Source organism: Oscillibacter sp. PC13, from assembly GCF_900115635.1.
Lineage (GTDB): Bacteria > Bacillota > Clostridia > Oscillospirales > Oscillospiraceae > Oscillibacter.
On the sequence record NZ_FOXE01000014.1, the window covers coordinates 1 to 18722 of the forward strand.

The 18722-nt window shown below is 57.4% G+C and carries 17 protein-coding genes and 1 pseudogene; 12 read left to right on the top strand and 6 right to left on the bottom strand.

The window, feature by feature from the left end; genetic code table 11:
* Positions 1–402 (bottom strand): annotated as a pseudogene (locus BMZ81_RS09305) (iron hydrogenase); the annotation flags it as partial.
* Between the two features lie 473 nt (positions 403–875).
* On the opposite strand from BMZ81_RS09305, the gene BMZ81_RS09310 reads away from it, so the two are divergent.
* The 8 genes from BMZ81_RS09310 (at position 876) to BMZ81_RS09345 (ending at position 10504) form a co-directional block, all read left to right on the top strand.
* Positions 876–1892 carry an ABC transporter ATP-binding protein gene (locus BMZ81_RS09310; RefSeq protein WP_091131279.1) on the top strand — a complete coding sequence of 339 codons (1017 nt, stop codon included), beginning with the start codon at positions 876–878 and terminating at the stop codon, positions 1890–1892.
* On the top strand, positions 1876–2742 hold the full coding sequence (locus BMZ81_RS09315; RefSeq protein ID WP_091131282.1) for an ABC-2 transporter permease: 867 nt from the start codon (positions 1876–1878) through the stop codon (positions 2740–2742). Before BMZ81_RS09310 ends, BMZ81_RS09315 begins: the two co-directional genes overlap by 17 nt.
* 16 nt (positions 2743–2758) lie before the next feature.
* Positions 2759–4177 carry a DUF7088 domain-containing protein gene (locus BMZ81_RS09320; protein ID WP_091131285.1) on the top strand — a complete coding sequence of 473 codons (1419 nt, stop codon included), beginning with the start codon at positions 2759–2761 and terminating at the stop codon, positions 4175–4177.
* Positions 4178–4189: 12 nt separating this feature from the next.
* Positions 4190–5227, top strand: a complete 1038-nt coding sequence (locus tag BMZ81_RS09325) for a DUF4340 domain-containing protein (protein WP_091131287.1) — start codon at positions 4190–4192, stop codon at positions 5225–5227.
* Between the two features lie 86 nt (positions 5228–5313).
* Complete coding sequence (locus tag BMZ81_RS09330; RefSeq protein WP_091131289.1) at positions 5314–5994, top strand: response regulator transcription factor; 681 nt, start codon at positions 5314–5316, stop codon at positions 5992–5994.
* Between the two features lie 73 nt (positions 5995–6067).
* Complete coding sequence (locus tag BMZ81_RS09335) at positions 6068–7303, top strand: sensor histidine kinase (RefSeq protein ID WP_091131292.1); 1236 nt, start codon at positions 6068–6070, stop codon at positions 7301–7303.
* 116 nt (positions 7304–7419) lie between these two features.
* Positions 7420–8121, top strand: a complete 702-nt coding sequence (locus tag BMZ81_RS09340) for a response regulator transcription factor (protein WP_091131295.1) — start codon at positions 7420–7422, stop codon at positions 8119–8121.
* Positions 8093–10504 carry a sensor histidine kinase gene (locus BMZ81_RS09345; RefSeq protein ID WP_091131296.1) on the top strand — a complete coding sequence of 804 codons (2412 nt, stop codon included), beginning with the start codon at positions 8093–8095 and terminating at the stop codon, positions 10502–10504. The genes BMZ81_RS09340 and BMZ81_RS09345 overlap by 29 nt, the downstream gene beginning before the upstream one ends.
* A gap of 122 nt (positions 10505–10626) precedes the next feature.
* Here the strand turns inward: BMZ81_RS09345 and BMZ81_RS09350 are convergent, their stop codons facing one another.
* On the bottom strand, positions 10627–11055 hold the full coding sequence (locus BMZ81_RS09350; protein WP_091131299.1) for a PaaI family thioesterase: 429 nt from the start codon (positions 11053–11055) through the stop codon (positions 10627–10629).
* 156 nt (positions 11056–11211) lie between these two features.
* Here BMZ81_RS09350 and BMZ81_RS09355 point away from each other — a divergent pair, with 156 nt between their 5' ends.
* The 3 genes from BMZ81_RS09355 (at position 11212) to BMZ81_RS09365 (ending at position 13796) form a co-directional block, all read left to right on the top strand.
* Positions 11212–11574, top strand: a complete 363-nt coding sequence (locus tag BMZ81_RS09355; RefSeq protein WP_091131301.1) for an ArsR/SmtB family transcription factor — start codon at positions 11212–11214, stop codon at positions 11572–11574.
* 37 nt (positions 11575–11611) lie between these two features.
* Entirely contained in the window at positions 11612–11830 is a 219-nt protein-coding gene (locus BMZ81_RS09360) for a cation transporter (protein WP_091131303.1), read from the top strand.
* 61 nt (positions 11831–11891) lie between these two features.
* Positions 11892–13796, top strand: a complete 1905-nt coding sequence (locus BMZ81_RS09365; protein ID WP_091131306.1) for a heavy metal translocating P-type ATPase — start codon at positions 11892–11894, stop codon at positions 13794–13796.
* An 86-nt stretch (positions 13797–13882) separates the two neighbouring features.
* Here BMZ81_RS09365 and BMZ81_RS09370 read toward each other — a convergent pair whose 3' ends face one another.
* The 3 genes from BMZ81_RS09370 to BMZ81_RS09380 form a co-directional block, all read right to left on the bottom strand.
* Positions 13883–15214, bottom strand: a complete 1332-nt coding sequence (locus BMZ81_RS09370; protein WP_091131308.1) for an MATE family efflux transporter — start codon at positions 15212–15214, stop codon at positions 13883–13885.
* Complete coding sequence (locus tag BMZ81_RS09375; RefSeq protein WP_091131311.1) at positions 15204–15638, bottom strand: MarR family winged helix-turn-helix transcriptional regulator; 435 nt, start codon at positions 15636–15638, stop codon at positions 15204–15206. Before BMZ81_RS09375 ends, BMZ81_RS09370 begins: the two co-directional genes overlap by 11 nt.
* A gap of 194 nt (positions 15639–15832) precedes the next feature.
* Positions 15833–16075, bottom strand: a complete 243-nt coding sequence (locus BMZ81_RS09380) for a hypothetical protein (protein WP_091131312.1) — start codon at positions 16073–16075, stop codon at positions 15833–15835.
* Positions 16076–16257: 182 nt separating this feature from the next.
* On the opposite strand from BMZ81_RS09380, the gene BMZ81_RS09385 reads away from it, so the two are divergent.
* A complete protein-coding gene (locus BMZ81_RS09385; RefSeq protein ID WP_091131461.1) occupies positions 16258–16422 on the top strand; it encodes a helix-turn-helix domain-containing protein in 165 nt (54 codons plus the stop codon).
* A gap of 154 nt (positions 16423–16576) precedes the next feature.
* On the opposite strand, the gene BMZ81_RS09390 is transcribed toward BMZ81_RS09385, so the two are convergent.
* A complete protein-coding gene (locus BMZ81_RS09390; RefSeq protein ID WP_091131315.1) occupies positions 16577–18496 on the bottom strand; it encodes an NAD(+) synthase in 1920 nt (639 codons plus the stop codon).
* Positions 18497–18722: the final 226 nt, after the last annotated feature.

Consider the following 18722-nt stretch of genomic DNA (forward strand, 5'->3'; position numbering starts at 1 on the left):
CTTCGGGCACACATTCATGCAGGGGTGAGAGATGCAGCCCTGGCAGCTGTCCGTAATCCGGATCTGCTTCGGCGGGCAGGCATTGCACGCAAAGGAGATGATATTCACCAGCGGCTCTTCAAAAAATTTGTCATCCGCAGCCGCCACGGCCTGCATCTGCGCGCTGACGGGCGTCTGCATACCGGCGCTCTGCTGCGGCATGCCCAGCGCCAAACGGACGCGCTCCTGGACAATGGCCCGCTCCTGAAACACATTCTGCCGCACATGGGCAACCTCGCCGGGGGCAATCTTATAGGGGATCATATCCACACGGCTGTAGTCTCCACCCTCATACGCAAGACGAGCTACTTCTGTGAATACGTTGCGGCGGATATCATCCACCGCGCTATGGACTCCTCGCATCGTTTTTCCTCCATCTTTCGCCAGGCAGTCGCATTCCGACCGGGCGACTTTGTGATTTGCTTGACTATTATATAAGAGCCACTGTGCGTTTGCAAGTAAAAAAACCGGAAAAATTCCTAAAAAATCATATTTTCGCATTTTTCTGTCAAATTTTATTCATTTTGTCACCAAGAAGCCGCTGCCCGCTTTCCGGCTGGAGTGAAAAAACAACGGGGCGCATCCGTCCTGTCCGGATGTGCTCCGCTGTTTTGGGGAGAATTAAAAAAAGAAATGCTGGGAAAAAAGAGAGGAGTGTGGTATCCTCTTGTGAGGATGCGTTTAGTATACCCAAAAAATAAGAATTATTTTTGGAGAAGTTTTGAACTCTTTGTAAAGTCTGTCTTTTCAGTTAGGTTTCAGATTTGTTTCCTATAGTAAAAATGTATGCAGGGAGGGCCCTATGCCGCCTTCCTGAACTGAAGGAGGTTTTTTCCGTGATCGAGATCAAAAACCTGGTCAAGCGCTACGGGGATCACAACGCAGTGGATCACCTGAGCTTTACGGTGGAGGACGGGCAGGTCTTCGGCTTTTTGGGACCCAACGGCGCCGGCAAATCCACCACCATGAATATTATGACAGGATATCTCGCTGCTACCAGCGGGGAAGTTCTGATTGATGGCCATAACATTCTGGAGGAGCCCGAGGCCGCCAAGCAGTGCATTGGTTATTTGCCGGAGCTGCCGCCCCTGTATCCTGACATGACGGTGGGAGAGTATCTGCGGTTTGCGGCAGAGCTGAAGCGCATCCCAAAGGGGGATCAGGCAGAGCAGCTGCAGAAGGCCTTGTCTTTGACCCATCTGGAAGAGATGGAGCCCCGTTTGATCCGCAACCTCTCCAAGGGCTACCGCCAGCGGGTGGGTCTTGCCCAGGCCATTTTGGGCTTTCCGAAGATCATCATCCTGGACGAGCCCACCGTGGGCTTGGATCCCAAGCAGGTGGTGGAAATCCGGGAGCTGATCCGGCACCTGGCCAAGGATCACACGGTGATTCTCAGCAGCCACATCCTCTCCGAAATCCGGGCAGTGTGCGACCACGTGCTCATCATCCGCAAGGGGACGTTTGTGGTGTCCGACACGCCGGAGGCCCTGGAGGAAAAGCTCTCCGCCGCGGGAGAGCTGGAAATGGAGATCCGCGGGACCGCCCAACAGGCGGAAGCCCTTTTGGAAACCGTGGCCGGCATCACCGGCCACACGGTTTTGGAGGAGAGCAGCGGCCTCGCCCGGCTGTCCGTGAAAACGGACCGGGACATCCGGGAGACGCTGTTCTATGCCTTCGCCGACGCGAAATGTCCCATTTTGGAGCTGAAGCCCCGGATGGCAACGCTGGAGGAGGTCTTCCTGGACTTAACGGATGATGACGATTTGATCGCCGCCAAGGCGGCGGCGCTGCTCACCGGCAGGCAGGACGAAACACAGGAAGAGGAGGGCTCTTGTGATGAAAGCCATTTATAAGCGGGAGGTCAGCTCCTATTTCAACTCCATGACCGGCTGGATTTTTATTGCCGCCATGACAGCTTTTATCGGGATTTACTTTATGGTATACAACCTGTTTTCGGGGTATCCCTACTTTTCCAGCGCACTTGGCTCAACCCTGTATGTCCTGATGGTGCTGATTCCCATTTTGACCATGCGCTCTATGGCAGAAGACCGACGCAGCAAAACGGACCAGCTGCTTTTGACCGCTCCTGTCCCTGTGGCGGGCATCGTGCTTGGAAAATATTTTGCCATGCTGACGGTCTTTGCCGTCCCCATGGCCATCAGCGCGCTCTGTCCGCTGATTATCAAGATCAACGGCACAGCCTTTTTGAAAGCGGACTACGCCACGCTGCTGGCCTTTTTCCTGCTGGGCGCCGTGGAAATTGCCGTGGGCCTTTTCATTTCCTCCTTGACAGAGAGCCAGATCATCGCCTCTGTTGGAACCTTCGGCTTGCTGCTGGTGCTGTATCTCTGGGACGGGCTTTTGACCTACCTGCCCGCCTCGCCCTCCGGTTCCCTGATTGGGCTGATGGTCATTTTGCTGCTGGTGTGCTTCCTGATAAACGCCCTGTCGGACAACTGGAAAATCACGGGCGCCGTCCTGGTGATTGGCTCGGCCGTTCTCGCCGTAAGCTATCTGAAGGCCTCGGCAAAGTTTGTCAGCCTGCTGCCGAATGTCCTGGGAAAGTTTTCCCTCCTGGCGGCGTTCAACAGCTTTGCCCAGGACCATGTGTTTGATTTGTCCGGTACGCTGCTGTATTTATCTTTGATTGCGCTGCTGGTTTTCCTGACGGTTCAGGTTATCCAGAAGCGCCGCTGGAACTAAGGGGAGGTGCTCTGACATGGAAACAAAAAATTTGAAGGATTCCGTGCGGGACACCGCAGGACGCCATGCATCCCGCCACGGAGCCTTTTCCGCCGGAGCCACTGCCCTGGTGGTGGCGGCTGTGCTGGTGTTTAATCTCATTCTCGCCCAGGTTCCCCAGGATTATACCCAGTTCGATATGACGGAGACCGGCATTTATAACATCACCGACACCTCCCGGACATACATGGAGAACCTCCAGGAAGATGTGGAAATTCACGTGCTGGCTGACAAGGAGGCCATGGATTCCCGGATTGTCCGCTTTCTTTCCAAGTATGAGGAGCTGAGCGACCGTCTGTCTGTGGAATACGTCAATCCCACGGTCTATCCTTCCGTCCTCTCCCAGTACGGTGTGGACACGGACACCATTGTGGTGACCTGTGCCGCCACAGGACGGCAGGAAACGGTTTCCATTGACGATATCATTGGCTTTGACGTGATGCAGTATTATTACTACAACAACTACGTGGAGACGGATTTTGACGCTGAGGGTCTGCTGACCTCCGCCGTGGACGGCGTGCTGACAGACAACTCCTGGCTGGTCTATCAGACTTCCGGCCACAACGAAACCAGCCTTCCCTCCCGGATGGAAGAGCTGTTCAACAAGCTCCATATGTCTGTGGAGTCCGTGAACCTGCTGACAGACGGCGGAATTCCCGACGACTGCACCATGCTGATCATCAACGAACCGATACGGGATCTGGCCAATGATGAGCTGGATATGATCCTCACCTATCTCTCCCAAGGCGGGCGGGTCATCTTCAACCTGCCGGGCCAGCTGGACCCCATGCCGAATTTTGAGACGCTGCTCTCTACCTACGGCATGTCCCTGGCGGACGGCATGATTGCCGATACCAGCCGGTATTATCAAAACAACCCCTATCTGTTCTTCCCCATGGTGGACAACTCTGTGGACGCGGCCGCCGGCTTCTCGGAAGATGCGACGGTTTTGTTCTTCGCCTCCCGCGGGTTCACCCTGACGGATCCCGCCCGGGACAGCATTACCGTCAAGTCCTTCCTCACCACATCCACCGACGGGTATTCCATTGTGGATGACGCAAACAGCTCCCAGGGCACCTATGCAGTGGGCGCCGTTGCCACAGAGGAAATTGACGACAACATCACTGCCCGCCTGACGGTGTTCGGTGCGGATTCTCTCATTGACTCGGAGATCACCGGCAGCTTTGCCAACATTGATAACGTGAACCTCTTTATGTCTGCCGCCACAGCGGGGATGGAGGGACTGACCAACATCAATATCGAGGCTGTCAGCCTCACCACACCCACCAACACCATTTCCACCGGCGGCATCTGGGCGCTGCTGTTCATTTTCGCCATTCCGGGGGCCTTGCTGATCTTCGGCTTTGTCCGCTGGATGCGCCGCCGCAAGCTCTAAGAGGAGGTCGCTATGAACCGAAAACAAAAAAAACTGCTGTTGTACCTGGCGGGCGCAGTTGTGCTGCTGCTTGCTGTGCTGTTGCTTGTTGTGGGCATAAAAAGCAAAAAAGCCAAGCAGGAGGAAGCCGCAGAAGAAAGCACTTCCATCACGGAGGTGCGCCCATACTCCTCTCTGACTTACAACAACGGATCCGCAACCTTATCCTTTACCCTGGGCGAGGACGGAAACTGGATCTGGGCCGACGACCCGGACTTTCCGCTGGATGATATGAACGTCGGCGTGATTGTGGATCTCATCTCCAGTATCAAGCCCCAGCAGACCATCACAGACGGGGACACGCTGGAGGCCTACGGTCTGGATCAGCCCTCCATGACGCTCACGGCCACCTCCGCCGAGGACGGCAGCACCCTGCGCATCGCTCTGGGCAAAACCACCACCGACGGCAAGAGCTATTATATGATGATGAATGATGACGAGAGCACCGTCTATATCATTGCCGATGCGCTGTCCCAGCGCTTGATCGTTCCCATTTATGATATGATGAAGCTGCCGGAACTGCCGGTCCTGACTGCGGACAACCTGGTTTCCGTCACGGTGGAGGGCACGGCGTCCACGGTGCTGACCGCCCAGCGGCCGGAGTCACCGGACAAGGGGGCCTCCTCTGCTGATGGAACAGAGGAGGGCACGACAGACGAAAGCGCCGTCACCTGGCGCTCCGGCGGAGCCAATGTCACGGATGACCCCACGGTGACTGCTTTTCTGGACGAGCTGAGTCAGGTGGAACTTCTCGGCTGCGTGGACTTTAAGCCCACGGAGGAAGCGGTTTCCATCTGCGGCTTTGACGCCCCTACCGCCGTCCTGACTGCTAAATACCTGGGTGACGGCACTGCGGAACAGACCTTTACCCTCACCATCGGCGGGGCGCTGCCCGGCGACGATGCCGACGGGGATTATTACGCCCGGATTGACGGTGACACCACCATTTACCGGATTAACAACAACCGGATCGAAAAGCTCCTGGCCCTGGCGGAGTCGGGGCTGGAGTAAGCAGTTGCGCCGCTGGCGGAATCTGTGCTATGATCAGGGGGAGCCCTTTTGGCTCCCCCTGTATGTTACGAGGGAGGGAAACACATATGCGCGTATTGGTTGTAGAGGATGAGGTGCGTCTGGCCGCCACGCTGCAGGATCTTCTGGAGCTGAATGGCTATACTGCCGACGTTTGTCATGACGGCGAAGCGGGGCTGGACAATGCCCTTTCCGCCATCTATGATGTGATTCTCCTGGATGTGATGCTGCCCAAGCTGGACGGATTCACCGTGCTGCGGCGGCTGCGGGCAGTCGGCAACACCACGCCGGTTTTGATGCTGACCGCCCGATCCGAAGTGCGCGACAAAGTCCAGGGCCTGGACTCCGGCGCAGACTACTATCTTACAAAGCCCTTTGAACCAAAGGAGCTGCTGGCCTGCGTCCGGGCCCTGACCCGGCGGCAGCCGGAACTGCGGAATATGGACAATCTAGTCTGCGGCGATCTGACGTTGGAGAAAGCTACCTTTACCCTCTCCTGCGGGGAGCGGACCGTGCGCCTCAGCCGGAAGGAATACGACATGATGGAGCTTTTGATTTTGAATCAAAAGCAGGTGCTCACCAAAGAGAACCTGCTTTTGAAAATCTGGGGATATGAGTCCGATGCAGAGGACAATAATGTGGAAGTCTACATCTCCTTTCTCCGCAAAAAGCTGGAGCATCTCCACTCCCGGGTAAAAATCAAAACCATTCGGATGGTAGGATACTGCCTGGAACTTCCTGAAAATTGACAGGATGTCGGTTTTTCCACGTAATTTTCCACGTTTTCCACAAAGTTTTCGACAAAAAGGGGGCTCTTCTCCCATGATCCGCAAGCTGCGTCTAAAATTTGTCGTCGTTTGTATGGCTATGGTGACCTCCGTCCTGGCCGTCATCATTGTCTCCGCCTTTCTCTCTGCCAAGCAGAACATTGAGTTCATCAGCACGCAGGTTTTGCAGCGGGTCATTCGGGAAACCCCCTCCGCCGATGGTACTGGTCCCTCACCGCCCGCGTTTGGCCTGAATCCGGAGGAGGTCCTGCTGCCTTATTTCACGGTGGAGGTCTGGACGGGCAGGGGCGGCCATACCGCCTATGTCACCGGCGGTACCTATGCCAATCTGGAGGACACGGACATTTTAGCGGATATCATCTCCGACTGCCTCAGCGAAAAGACACCGGAGGGCACCATCAGCGATTATAACCTGCGGTATCTGCGCCAGGACGACGGCATTTACCAGAAGCTGGCCTTTGTGGACATGTCCATGGAGCAGGCCACCCTGCAGGAGATGGTGGGCTCCCACCTGCAGATTGCGGCGGCGGCTTTCTTCCTGCTGCTGGGGGTGTCCATCCTGCTCTCCCACTGGGCCACCGCCCCGGTAGAAAGGGCCTGGCAGCAGCAGCGCCAGTTTTTATCCGATGCCTCCCACGAGCTGAAGACTCCCCTGACCGTCATTCTCTCCAACGCGGAGCTGCTGGAGGCCGCGCCTCTGGAGGAGCGGCCCGCCCGCTGGGCGGATAACATCCGATCCGAGGCAGGGCAGATGAAAAACCTGGTGGAGGAAATGCTGACCCTGGCCCGGGCAGACAATGCCGTGCGTACCGCGGTCATGACGGAGGTCTCCCTCTCCGATGCGGCGGCGGACTGTGCCCTGGCCTTTGAGCCGGTGGCCTTTGAGGCAGGAAAAACCCTGGACTATCAGATTGCGGAGGAGGTCATGGTGCTGGGGGATCCGGACAAGCTGAAGCAGGTGATTTCCATTCTGCTGGACAACGCCATCAAATACGGCGCGGCAGGCGGCACCATTACGCTGATGCTTCAGAAGACGGATCGACAGGCGAAGCTGACCGTGGCCAATCCCGGGGATCCGATTCCGCCAGAACAGCTGAAGCACCTTTTTGAGCGGTTTTACCGGGCGGACGCCTCCCGGGGGGAGAAGAGCGGCTTTGGCCTTGGTCTCAGCATTGCCTCCGCCATCGCCGGGGAGCACAAGGGGTCTCTGCGGGCGGAGAGCGACGCCGCCTCCACCCGGTTTCTCTTTACCATGCCTTTGAAAAAATAGGGAAGGGCCGATGCTCCATCGGCCCTTTTCGCTTTTGTAAGAAATCCGTAAGAAATACCCCGGTGGATTTTTCAGAATTCTCCGGTACTCTGAACACAGCTCAAGGAGGGAATGAGATGAACGAATGCATTTTGGTGGTGGATGACGACCCGGAAATTGTGGGCGCCATCGCCATCACTTTGGAGCGGGAGGGCTACCGGTGCCTGCGGGCCTACAACGGTATGGAGGCGCTGGAGCATGCGCTGGATCCGGCGGTGCGCCTGATTCTCATCGACGTGATGATGCCGAAGCTGGATGGCCTGTCCGCCCTGATCCGCATCCGGGAAAAGCGGAATCTGCCCATCATTGTCCTGTCCGCCAAAAGCGAGGATACCGACAAGATCCTGGGCCTTTCCATGGGCGCTGACGACTATGTGACCAAGCCCTTCAATCCCCAGGAACTGGCCGCCCGGGTGCGGAGCCAGCTGCGGCGGTACACCCTGCTGGGGGATATTCACGCGGAGGGACGGGGGAATGTCATCGTCAACGGGCGTCTTGCCTATGACCCGGAGCGTTTGACGCTGACCGCCGATGGGGAGCCCGTTAAGCTGACAGCCACGGAGACCAAAATCGTGGATCTCTTTCTGCGCAATCCCGGCCGCATCTTTCCGGCGGAGGAGATCTATCGCCGGGTGTGGAATGAAGACGCCTATTCCTGCGAGAACACCGTGATGGTCCACATCCGCCGCATTCGGGAAAAAATTGAACTCAATCCCAAAGAGCCAGACTATATCAAGGTGGTGTGGGGCATTGGATACAAATTGGAACAGCACGGATAAGATCCCGGCAAAGGCCCTGAAGCAGGAAGCAGCCGGTCCGGAACTGCCGGAGGGCGCGCCCGGCTGGGAGCCGGAATACTACGTCAGTCCGGGAAAGACGCGGAGACGGGCTATCTTGTCCTTCCTGGCCTTTTTTCTGGGGATCAGCTTGACGGTGGGCAGCATCGGAAGCGCAGCGGGCCGATGGGTCTGGCAGGAGGACACGGCGGCCTGGCAAAACAGCGACTGGCAGGAGACCGCAGTCTTCCGGCGGCAAGTCAGCCAATATCTGGAGGCCTTTTTGACCCTGGGCGCCGGGCATTTGCTGAAGTGGTACGACGCGGAATACGGGGCGGCAGACGCATACGAACGGGGCGGTAGCTGGATTTTTTCCTCTGCGGACGCTCCCCTGTCGGCTGACACGGCCTCGGAAGCCCCCGCCTATCAGGACCCGGCGGTGGGAAATCCGGACTACTACTATGAAAGCGACAAAAATGTACTCTACTGCATTCACCGGCAGGGCCGGCCCGCATCCGATCTGGAAAACGGCTGGTACACCAATGCAGAGGACAGCCTTTTGCCCCTTGCCTGTAAAAAGCTGAAAACCAACCGGGATTATCAGTCTCTGCCGGACGGCTACAACTTTCTTCTGGTATTTCAGGACGGCAAGGCGCGCATCTGGAAGGACGGCGTGGAGCTGGACGTCTACGGCGACGGAATTTATGACGAGGCAAGCCTTTGGTATGTACCCGGGTACGAAAACTTTCCCGCGGGCGACGGTGTGAGCGGGGTGGAGGTCTATCTGGCGGTCCGGGAGATTCCCGTCCGGTACATGCAGGGGGACTACGCGGGCGGAGGCACCTCCGGAATCCCCATGTACTGGCTTTACCAGGATCTCCAGCAGAGCCGGGCGTTTTACCATACCGCCGCCGTCATCTTCTGTGCGGGGCTGTTTTTGCTGGGCGTGTGGATTGCCCTGCGGAAGGAGCGTGCTCCGGCGGACAAAGCAATTGCCGCCCTGACCGCTCACATCTGGACGGAAGTCCGCTTTCTGGCAGCGGCGGGACTGGTGCTCTATCTGCTGTTTGGAAACACCTCCCGATGGGTTTACATCAGCAATGTCACACAGCTGCTGAACACATCCTCCGCCTGGCCGGACGGGCTGGAGGCGGCGCTGGGCCTGCTGCTGGGGCTGCCGCTGTCCAATCTTCCCGCCCTGCTGGGACTCATTTGGCTTTTGTGGCTGCTCCGCAACGACCATAAACACCATCTCAAATCGGAGCGCCGGAGCCTGTGGCGGCGGTTTTCCGGCGGTCTCCGTGCCAGGGAGCTGAAGCTGCCGGTACAGAGGCGGCTCTATCGTTGGATCTGTATAGGACTCGTGTTGTCTGGGTTCCCGGCCCTCGTTTGGCTTCTGGTACTGACGCGATCCATGGGCGTGTCTGCCTATGATTCCCTGTTTTGGATCACTATGGTGCCGCTTTGTCTGTATACCGCCTTGCTGGTCATGATCCTGCGGAGAAACATCGCCCCGATCCGGGACATCGGCCTTCTGGCGGATCAGGTGGAGGCGATCCGGGATGGGGATCTGGAAACACCGCTGGAGCTGCCTCTCGACGCCGATCTGCGCCAAACGGCGGAGCACCTGAACGACATTCAGGCGGGAATGCACAAGGCCCTTTTGGAGCAGACCCGCAGCGAGCGGATGAAGGTGGAGCTGATCTCCAATGTATCCCACGATTTGAAAACGCCGCTGACATCCATCCTCTCCTATGCGGAGCTTCTGCGGCAGGAGCCGCTGGAGAGCGCGGCCGCGGATTACGCCCGCATCATCGACGAGAAGGCCCAGCGGCTCAAGTCCATGGTGCAGGATGTGTTTGAGGTCAGCAAGGCGGCCGCAGACCAGCTGCCGGTGCAGCTGGAGACGCTGGACTTTGCAAAGCTGCTGCGGCAGACCCTGGCGGACATGGACGAGCCGATTCAAAAAAGCCGCCTGACCTTGAAAGTGGACCTGCCGGAGTCCCCGGTTTTGATCACGGCGGATGGAAAGCGGCTGTACCGGGTGTTCCAGAATCTGATTCAAAACGCCCTGCAGTACGCCCTGGAGGGCAGCCGTGTCTATCTCACCCTGACGGTCTGCGGCGGAAGAGCCGAAGCGGCCCTGCGCAACACCTCACGCACGGAACTGCCAGACGGCGTGGACTTCACCGCCCGCTTTGTCCGGGGAGATGAGAGCCGCACCGACGGCGGCAGCGGCCTGGGCCTGTCCATTGCCAGCTCTTTCACAGAGGCCTGCGGCGGCGAGTTCCATGTGGAGACGGTGGCGGATCTCTTTACCGCCGTGGTGCGCTTTCCCATTACGCCGGGAGCGGAACCCTCTCCGGAGGCGGGCGGGCCGGCATAAGCGTTTATCAAAAGACGAGAAAAAGACGGAGGGGCTGCATATGCAGCCCCTCCGTCTTTTTGCGATGCAAACGCATGGCAAAATGGCCATGTGCCGTCTTCGACGGCACGGCGCATGAAGTTTTATGCCTTCGGCGCCTTTTGATCCATGATTGCCTTGTCCACACAGAAAAAGGTGAACTCCCCTGTGGCAATCAGCTTTCCACCCTCGCCGGTGATGTCCACCGCCACAAGGCTTGTGGATTTTCCACGGTGGCGGACATGGGCTTCCGCCCGGACAGCCCCCTCCGACTGGTTGCGGAGAAAATGCAGGGCGCTGGTCTGGGTCACATAGAACCGTCCGTCCGTGTGGACGGCCGATCCGGTGGCGTTGTCCGCCAGCGTATAAATGGCGCCGCCATGAACCAGGCCATAGGGATTTTTACTGTCCGGCTGAATGTTCAGCCGAAACGCCGCCCGATCCGGCTCCACGGATTCCAGCTCAATATGGTTGTGAATCATGAAGGCGTTGCGCTGCAGGCGTTCTTTTGTCTGCTCTTCCAGCTTGTCCATACCATGCTCCTTTGGTCGAATTGCAATCAGTGTATCACGGCAGCCTTCATTTTTCTACCTGTTTTTTCCGCAAAGTTTTGAAAAAGGGGTTGACAAATCTTGTTGATTGCATATACTGAACATATGAGCAATCATTCATATGAAGGAGGAAACACCTTGGAAGACCGTTACAATGTGGAGTGCTGTGACGCCAGCTGTATCCATGACGATATTATCCAAAAAGTCCAGCAGGATCTGCCGGACGAGGACACCCTGTACGATCTGACGGAGCTGTTCCGGATTTTCGGTGATTCCACCCGGATTCGGATTCTGTACGTCCTGTTTGAAGCGGAGGTGTGCGTGTGCGACATTGCGGAGCTTCTGGGCATGACCCAGTCCGCCATCTCCCACCAGCTGCGGGCGCTGAAAAACGCCAGGCTGGTCAAATCCCGCCGGGAGGGGAAGACCGTGTTTTATTCCCTTGCCGATGACCATGTGAAGACCATTATCGACCAGGGTCTGGAGCATGTGAGCGAGTAAAGTTTTTGATGCTTGAATTGATTAGGAGGAACTCACGATGAAAAAGCGTTATAACCTGACAGACCTGGACTGTGCCAACTGCGCTGCCAAAATGGAGACGGCCATCAAAAAGCTGGACGGCGTGAAGGACGCCACCGTCAGCTTTCTGACCCAGAAGCTGACCATCGATGCCGACGACGCCCGGTTTGACGACATTATGAAAGAGGTCGTGGCGGTGTGCCGCAAGGTGGAGCCGGACTGCATCATCCACCTGTGATTTCTGTGGGCGCGCCTTACCGGCGCGTTCCATCTATCCGCCCGAAAAAGGAGAGTCTTTTATGCGGAACCTTTCGAAAAAACAGAAAAAAATGCTTTGGCGCATTCTTCTGGCGGCTGCGCTGCTGATTGCCATAAAGCTGCTGCCCGCGGAGGGCTGGATGGCAGCGCTGTGCTATCTCGTGCCCTACGCCGTCATCGGCTGGGACGTTCTCTGGCGGGCCGTCCGCAACATCGTCCATGGCCAGGTCTTTGACGAAAACTTTTTGATGGCCCTGGCCACTGTAGGCGCCTTCGGCACCGGGGAATATGCCGAGGCCGTGTTTGTCATGCTCTTCTACCAGGTGGGAGAGCTGTTCCAGGACTACGCCGTCGGCAAGTCCCGGCAGTCCATCGCCGCACTGATGGACATCCGTCCGGACTATGCCAACATCGAGCAGGACGGTGAACTGGTACAGGTGGATCCGGAGGAGGTGGCCGTGGGCACGGTGATTGTGGTGAAGCCCGGCGAGCGCATCCCCCTGGACGGCCGGGTGGTTGCCGGCAGTTCCGCCCTGGATACCGCCGCCCTCACCGGTGAATCGGTTCCCCGGGACGTGCTGCCCGGAGACGCAGTCATCAGCGGCTGCGTCAACCAGACAGGGCTGCTCCGCATTCAGGTGACAAAGCCCTGCAGCGAATCCACCGTCTCCAAAATTTTGGATCTGGTGGAAAACGCCAGCGAGAAGAAGTCAGCCAGCGAGCACTTCATCACCCGCTTTGCCCGGTACTATACCCCCTGCGTAGTTCTGGCGGCAGCGCTGCTGTTTGCCGTTCCCTCCGTGCTGCTGGCCCTGCTGAATCCGGCGTCTTTGCCGAGCTTTCTGGCAGGGACGGTTTGGAGCAACTGGCTCCACCGGGCCCTCATCTTTCTGGTTATCTCCTGCCCCTGCGCCCTGGTCATCTCCGTGCCTTTGAGCTTCTTCGGCGGTATCGGCGGCGCCAGCAAGTGCGGAATCCTGGTCAAGGGCAGCAACTTCCTGGAGGCCCTGGCCCAGACGGAGACCGTTGTTTTTGACAAAACCGGCACGCTGACAAGGGGCACCTTTTCCGTCACTGCCGTTCATCCGGAGAGCGGGTACACGCAGGAGCAGCTGCTGGAGTATGCAGCGCTGGCGGAGCATTACTCCAACCACCCCATCTCCCTCTCCCTGAAGGCAGCCTGCAGGACGGATCCAGATGCGTCGCGGCTTTCCGATGTGGAGGAGATTGCAGGCCACGGTATACAGGCCAAGGTGGACGGCCATCCCGTGGCCGTGGGCAACAGCCGCCTGATGGAACGGCAGAAGGTCAGCTGGCTGCCCTGCGAGCTGCCGGGGACCATCGTCCATGTGACGATTGACGGATTTTACGCCGGGCATATCGTCATTTCGGACCTGCCCAAGGACGACGCCAAGGCTGCCATCGCCGATTTGAAGGCCAGCGGTGTGAAGAAAACCGTGATGCTCACCGGGGACGCGGAGGCCGTTGCAAAAACCGTTGCCGCAGAGCTGGGCGTTGATGAGTTTCACGCGGAACTTCTGCCCGCCGACAAGGTGGCGTGGACGGAAACCCTCCTGGCGGCGCGAAGCGCCAGGGGAAAGCTGGCCTTTGTGGGCGACGGCATCAACGACGCTCCGGTTCTCACCCGGGCAGACATCGGCATTGCCATGGGCGCCATGGGTTCCGATGCTGCCATCGAGGCGGCCGACATTGTGCTGATGGATGACAAGCCCTCTAAAATTGCCACCGCCATGCGCGTCTCCCGGAAGACGCTGCGGATTGTAAAGCAGAACATCTGGTTTGCCCTGGGGGTGAAGGCCGCTGTGCTGGTGCTGGGCGCCTTCGGCGCGGCCACCATGTGGGAGGCAGTGTTCGCCGACGTGGGTGTTGCCTTCCTGGCCATCTTAAACGCCACCCGGTGCCTGCATGTGGAGGAATTCCGGTAAACAGCGCTTTTTTTCCTGAAATTTGATAAAACGTCTCTTTGAAAGGAACGGACCGTGCGGAGTTTTCCACACGGTCCGTTTTTTTGTTAATACCGATATTTTTTCCGGCCCCACACCAGAAAGCCGACGGACACCGCCAGACCCAGCAGCTCTGCCGCCGGAACTGCCAGCCAGATGCCCGTCTCTCCCAGCAGGCCCGGCAGAAGCAGCAGCATTCCCACCAGGAACAGACAGGTCCGGGCAAAGGAAATGACAGCAGAGACAACGCCGTTGGACAAGGCCGTAAACAGGGAGGAGGCGAAAATGCTGACGCCCATCAGCAGGAAGGACACGGCGTAAATCGGGAAGCCCCTGACCGTGATGAGGTAGACGGAGCTGCCCACATCCGTAAACACCGACATGCAAAAGCCGATGGTCAGCCAGGACAGCAGCCACATCCCCGCGGAGCAGAGCATCACAAACCGCATGGACACCCGGAAGGTATGCCGCAGCTGCGGCAGATCCTGGGCGCCGTACTGGTAGCTGATGACCGGTGCCACGCCCATGGAAAATCCAAGATCCACAGCGCTGAACACAAATTGAAAATACATCGCAATGGTGATGGCAGCCACGCCGTCCTCTCCCCAGAAGCAGAGAAAGAGAATATTGAACAAAAAGGTGGTTGCCGCATTGGCAATGTTGCTGACCATCTCCGAGGAGCCGTTGCCGCAGGTCTGCAGCAGCATTCTCCCCCGGGGGCGGAACCGGGTAAAATACAGAGTTCCCTTCCGCACGGCCCCAAAATAGGCCGTTCCAATTACGGCAGGAATGCAGTACCCAATCCCCGTGGCAATGGCTGCACCGGAAACCCCCATGTCAAGCGGCCCCATCAGCAGCAGATCCAGCACCACATTGGAAAGCCCGCCCGCCACGGTAATCCCCAGCCCAAATCCCGGCTTTCCCGCCGTGACAAACAGCATCTGGTAAACCGTCTGTAAAAACATTGCCGGAGAAAAGTACAGCAGAATGCGGGTATAGTCCCGGCACAGACCGAACTGCGCCTCGCTGGTGCCCAGCAGGTTCAGAATCGGATCCAGAAACAGGTTTCCCACCGTCATAAACACCAGCCCTACTACGGCGGCCGCCGCCACCACGCAGGTAAAGTCCCGGCTGGCCAGCTCCGGCTTGCCCTCTCCCAATTCCCGGGCGATGATGGCGCTGCCGCCGGTGCCCAGCATGATGCCGGCCGCCAGTTCCAGGCAGTTCAGCGGATAGGACATGTTGATGGCGGACAGGGCCAGCGTTCCAACAAATCGGGAGATGCAGATGCCGTCCACAATTGTGTAGAGGGAAAGGAACACCATCATGGCAATGTTGGGCAGCGCAAAGCGCAGCAGGGAAGCGGCAGTGAACTGCCGCGCCAGGGGATTATGCTCCATGGGACACCTCGTCGGCCAGCGCCTGCGCAAAGGCTGCATTGCTGTCCACCAGCGCCTGGCAGAGGGCGGCGCCCATTCGCTCCATCACCCGGTCCTCCATCTGATACAGCTCCTCCAGCACTTCCGCTGCATAAAGCTTCCCCTGTGGGGTGAAGCAAACCAGCTTTTCCTTCTGGTCCCGGCCCGGCTCAAAGCAGAGATATCCCCGTCGTTCCAAATCCTTTACCACCGTGTTGACGGTCTGCTTGGGAATCAGCCACTCCTCCGCAATCTGCTTCTGCGTGCATTTCCGGTCCTGATTCAGGGCGTACAGCGTAATCATCGCGTGATAGCTCATGCCGTGCTGCTTGGCCCATTCACCATATAACTCCGTAATCCGGCAGTTGCAGGTATTTATAATCTCCATCTGTTGACGGATATGCATGGTCTTCCTCCTTGGTACGATTCCGGACTATTATTTTAGTACGATTTCATACCATTGTCAACCCTGTGCTGCGGCCTGTTTTGTTTCTCAGCCTGTCATCCTTTATTAAGATTTGCTTTCAGAGCAAAAGAGATGGAGCAATGCTCCATCTCTTTTCTTCATCATGCCTCTGTTGATAAATGCAGGGGTGCATTTTATGGGCTGCTATTCCGCAGAATACCCCAACGCTCCAATTCCTGCAGTTTTTCCAGAAGGGCGGTTCTCTCGGCTTCGGCTTTGTCCCGCTCCACCTTCAGCCTGACAATCCCCGCATCCCGGTATGCCATCATCTGCCTGTATACCTCGCAGGTAACCGTGTTTTGCCGGATTTGTCGATTCTCTTTCCTCAGTTTTTGCAGCTCCATTTCCAAACGCTGCTGACAATCATTCCGCTCCACAATTTCACGCCCCTCCCCAGGCGGTATCCCGCATTGCTGCCATTTTGCAATCTGCATGTGTTTGATATTATACTGTGATTATATCCACAATACTTATTTCTTTGAATTCTCCATATAATTGACCCATAAAGTGCAGGGAAATGGTGGTAGAGACGTATCGCTGCCATCCTTTGTTGGAAACCATGAAGAAACGGGAAATTTCACAATACCATTTACTGCAATCCGGTATTGATAATAAGACCTTGGATTCCCTGAAAAAGAACAGGAACATTACGATGCACACACTGGACAAACTGTGCCGCATCATCGGCTGCACGGCAAACGATGTGGTGGAGTTTACAGAGTGACTCAACCGGAAAATCCCCCAGGAACAAATTTGTCCTGGGGGATTTATGGTTTTCTGCGCCAGCGTGTCCATTCCGACTGCCACAGATTTATCTTCTCATCGCTGGTTTGCAGCGGGGACCCTGGCCCTGGCGGCTGGCGGGAAAACCGTGCCTGTTATTCCAGCGCGTCCAGTTCCGACTGCCACAGATTCATTTTCGCGTCGCTGGGCATCCGCCAGTCGCCCCGGGGGGAGAGAGCCACAGAGCCCACCTTGGGGCCGTCCGGCAGACAGCTGCGCTTAAACTGCTGGGAGAAGAAGCGGCGGTAAAATGTCTTCAGCCACTTCAATATCACTTCCCGGCTGTACTGCTTGCCCAGGGCATACTGGGCAAGGCGGTATACCTTCCTGGGGGAGAAGCCCCAGCGAAGGACATAGTACAAAAAGAAATCGTGCAGTTCATAGGGGCCTACCAGATCCTCTGTCCGCTGGCTGATCTCCCCCTTGACGGCAGGCAGCAGTTCCGGGGACACAGGCGTGTCCAAAATGTCCTCCAACACATCATGGAGCGCCTCGTCGCTCTCGGCGTTGTCCCGGGCAAGATACCCCACCAGGTGCCGTACCAGCGTCTTGGGAATGGAGGCGTTTACACCGTACATGCTCATGTGGTCGCCGTTGTAAGTGCACCAGCCCAGGGCCAGCTCACTGAGATCGCCGGTACCGATGACAATGCCGCCGCTCTGGTTGGCAATGTCCATGAGCACCTGGGTCCGCTCCCGGGCCTGGCCGTTTTCAAAGGTGACAGAGTGATCGGCCATATCGTGGCCGATGTCCTTAAAGTGGCTGCGGACGCTGGAGGAGATATCCACCGTTCTGAGGGTGGCACCCAGCTTTTCCGCCAGAATGACTGCATTGTTTCTTGTCCGGTCCGTGGTGCCGAAGCAGGGCATGGTGACAGCCACGATATCCGTCATGGGCCGATCCAGCATGTTCATGGCAAGGCCCGTAATCAGTACTGCGAGTGTGGAGTCCAGTCCGCCCGACAGGCCTATCACCGCAGTTTTCGCCCCGGTGTGCTCCAGCCGCTGCTTCAATCCCAAAGAGGCAATCAGCAAAATCTCCCGGCAGCGGGCATCCCGGTCCTCTTTTCCCTCCGGGACAAAGGGCATGGGCGCCACATAGCGGGTGATCTTGGTGGGGGAGACGGTCAGGGAAAACCCTATCCCGCCGGGGGCGGATGCAGGTTCCATCACCTGGGTCCGGCGGCGCTCATAACAGAGCTTCTGCACGTCGATTTCAGAGATCAAAAGACCATTTTCAAACCGCTTTTCGCCCAGCAGCGCCCCATTTTCCGCAATCAGCTGATGGGCGCCAAACACCATGTCGGAGGTGGACTCCCCCTCGCCGGCGCTGGAATAGACATAGCCGCACAGGAGCTTCGCGCTCTGCATGGTCACCAGCTGACGTCGGTAGGCGTCCTTGCCGATCAAATCGTTGCTGGCGGAGAGGTTTCCAATGATCGTGGCCCCTGCCTGGGCCATCTGTACAGAGGGGGAATCCGGTGTCCACAGATCCTCGCAGATCTCAAAGCCCAGCGTCAGCTCCGGAATGTTCTCGCAGCGGAAAATCTGCCCGGACTGAAACAAAACTTCGTCCTTCTGCCCGCAGAGGGAGAGATACCTGCCGCGTGCCTCCGGAGCCGGGGCAAACTGGCGTTTCTCGTAAAATTCACCGTAATTAGGCAAATGGGTCTTAGGGACTACTCCTAAAATGATTCCTTTTTGTATAATCGCAGCACAATTATACAATTTGCCATCGTACCGCACCGGCAGCCCCACGGCAGTGACCACCTCCAGGTTTCGTGTGGCCTCCAGCACGGTGGCAAGGGCCTGCTCCGCGCCCCGCAGCAGCGTGTCCTGATAAAACAAGTCGCCGCAGGTATAGCCTGTAAGACCCAGCTCCGGCAGCACCAGCACCTTCACGCCTGCCTTTTCCGCCTGGCGCATCATGGTAAAGGTCTGTTCCGCATTGTAGTCGCAGTCTGCCAGCCGCAGCTTTGGGCTCCCGCAGGCCACGGAAATAAAACCATCCTTCATATGACAAAACCTCCGTTGGAAATTTCGATACAAGTTTAATATACACCGGCTTGCCCTGTTTTACAAGAATCTGGCATCAAAACGCACAAGAAGGACCGCCAAATGGCGGTCCTTCTTGCTGTGTGTGTTTTTAGGAGGGAGAAAACGCATCGGGTTTGGGAGGACCCTTTGCTTGATTATTAAGATACCCAATAATTATGACGGAATGATGTTTTTCCCGTGAACA

What these genes read in the sequence shown, in the direction of transcription:
- BMZ81_RS09315 (WP_091131282.1), top strand. Translation starts at nt 1,876, where the DNA reads ATGAAAGCCATTTATAAGCGGGAGGTCAGCTCCTATTTCAACTCCATG.
- BMZ81_RS09320 (WP_091131285.1), top strand. Translation starts at nt 2,759, where the DNA reads ATGGAAACAAAAAATTTGAAGGATTCCGTGCGGGACACCGCAGGACGC.
- BMZ81_RS09325 (WP_091131287.1), top strand. Translation starts at nt 4,190, where the DNA reads ATGAACCGAAAACAAAAAAAACTGCTGTTGTACCTGGCGGGCGCAGTT.
- BMZ81_RS09330 (WP_091131289.1), top strand. Translation starts at nt 5,314, where the DNA reads ATGCGCGTATTGGTTGTAGAGGATGAGGTGCGTCTGGCCGCCACGCTG.
- BMZ81_RS09335 (WP_091131292.1), top strand. Translation starts at nt 6,068, where the DNA reads ATGATCCGCAAGCTGCGTCTAAAATTTGTCGTCGTTTGTATGGCTATG.
- BMZ81_RS09340 (WP_091131295.1), top strand. Translation starts at nt 7,420, where the DNA reads ATGAACGAATGCATTTTGGTGGTGGATGACGACCCGGAAATTGTGGGC.
- BMZ81_RS09350 (WP_091131299.1), bottom strand. Translation starts at nt 11,055, where the DNA reads ATGGACAAGCTGGAAGAGCAGACAAAAGAACGCCTGCAGCGCAACGCC.
- BMZ81_RS09360 (WP_091131303.1), top strand. Translation starts at nt 11,612, where the DNA reads ATGAAAAAGCGTTATAACCTGACAGACCTGGACTGTGCCAACTGCGCT.
- BMZ81_RS09365 (WP_091131306.1), top strand. Translation starts at nt 11,892, where the DNA reads ATGCGGAACCTTTCGAAAAAACAGAAAAAAATGCTTTGGCGCATTCTT.
- BMZ81_RS09370 (WP_091131308.1), bottom strand. Translation starts at nt 15,214, where the DNA reads ATGGAGCATAATCCCCTGGCGCGGCAGTTCACTGCCGCTTCCCTGCTG.
- BMZ81_RS09375 (WP_091131311.1), bottom strand. Translation starts at nt 15,638, where the DNA reads ATGCATATCCGTCAACAGATGGAGATTATAAATACCTGCAACTGCCGG.
- BMZ81_RS09385 (WP_091131461.1), top strand. Translation starts at nt 16,258, where the DNA reads ATGAAGAAACGGGAAATTTCACAATACCATTTACTGCAATCCGGTATT.
- BMZ81_RS09390 (WP_091131315.1), bottom strand. Translation starts at nt 18,496, where the DNA reads ATGAAGGATGGTTTTATTTCCGTGGCCTGCGGGAGCCCAAAGCTGCGG.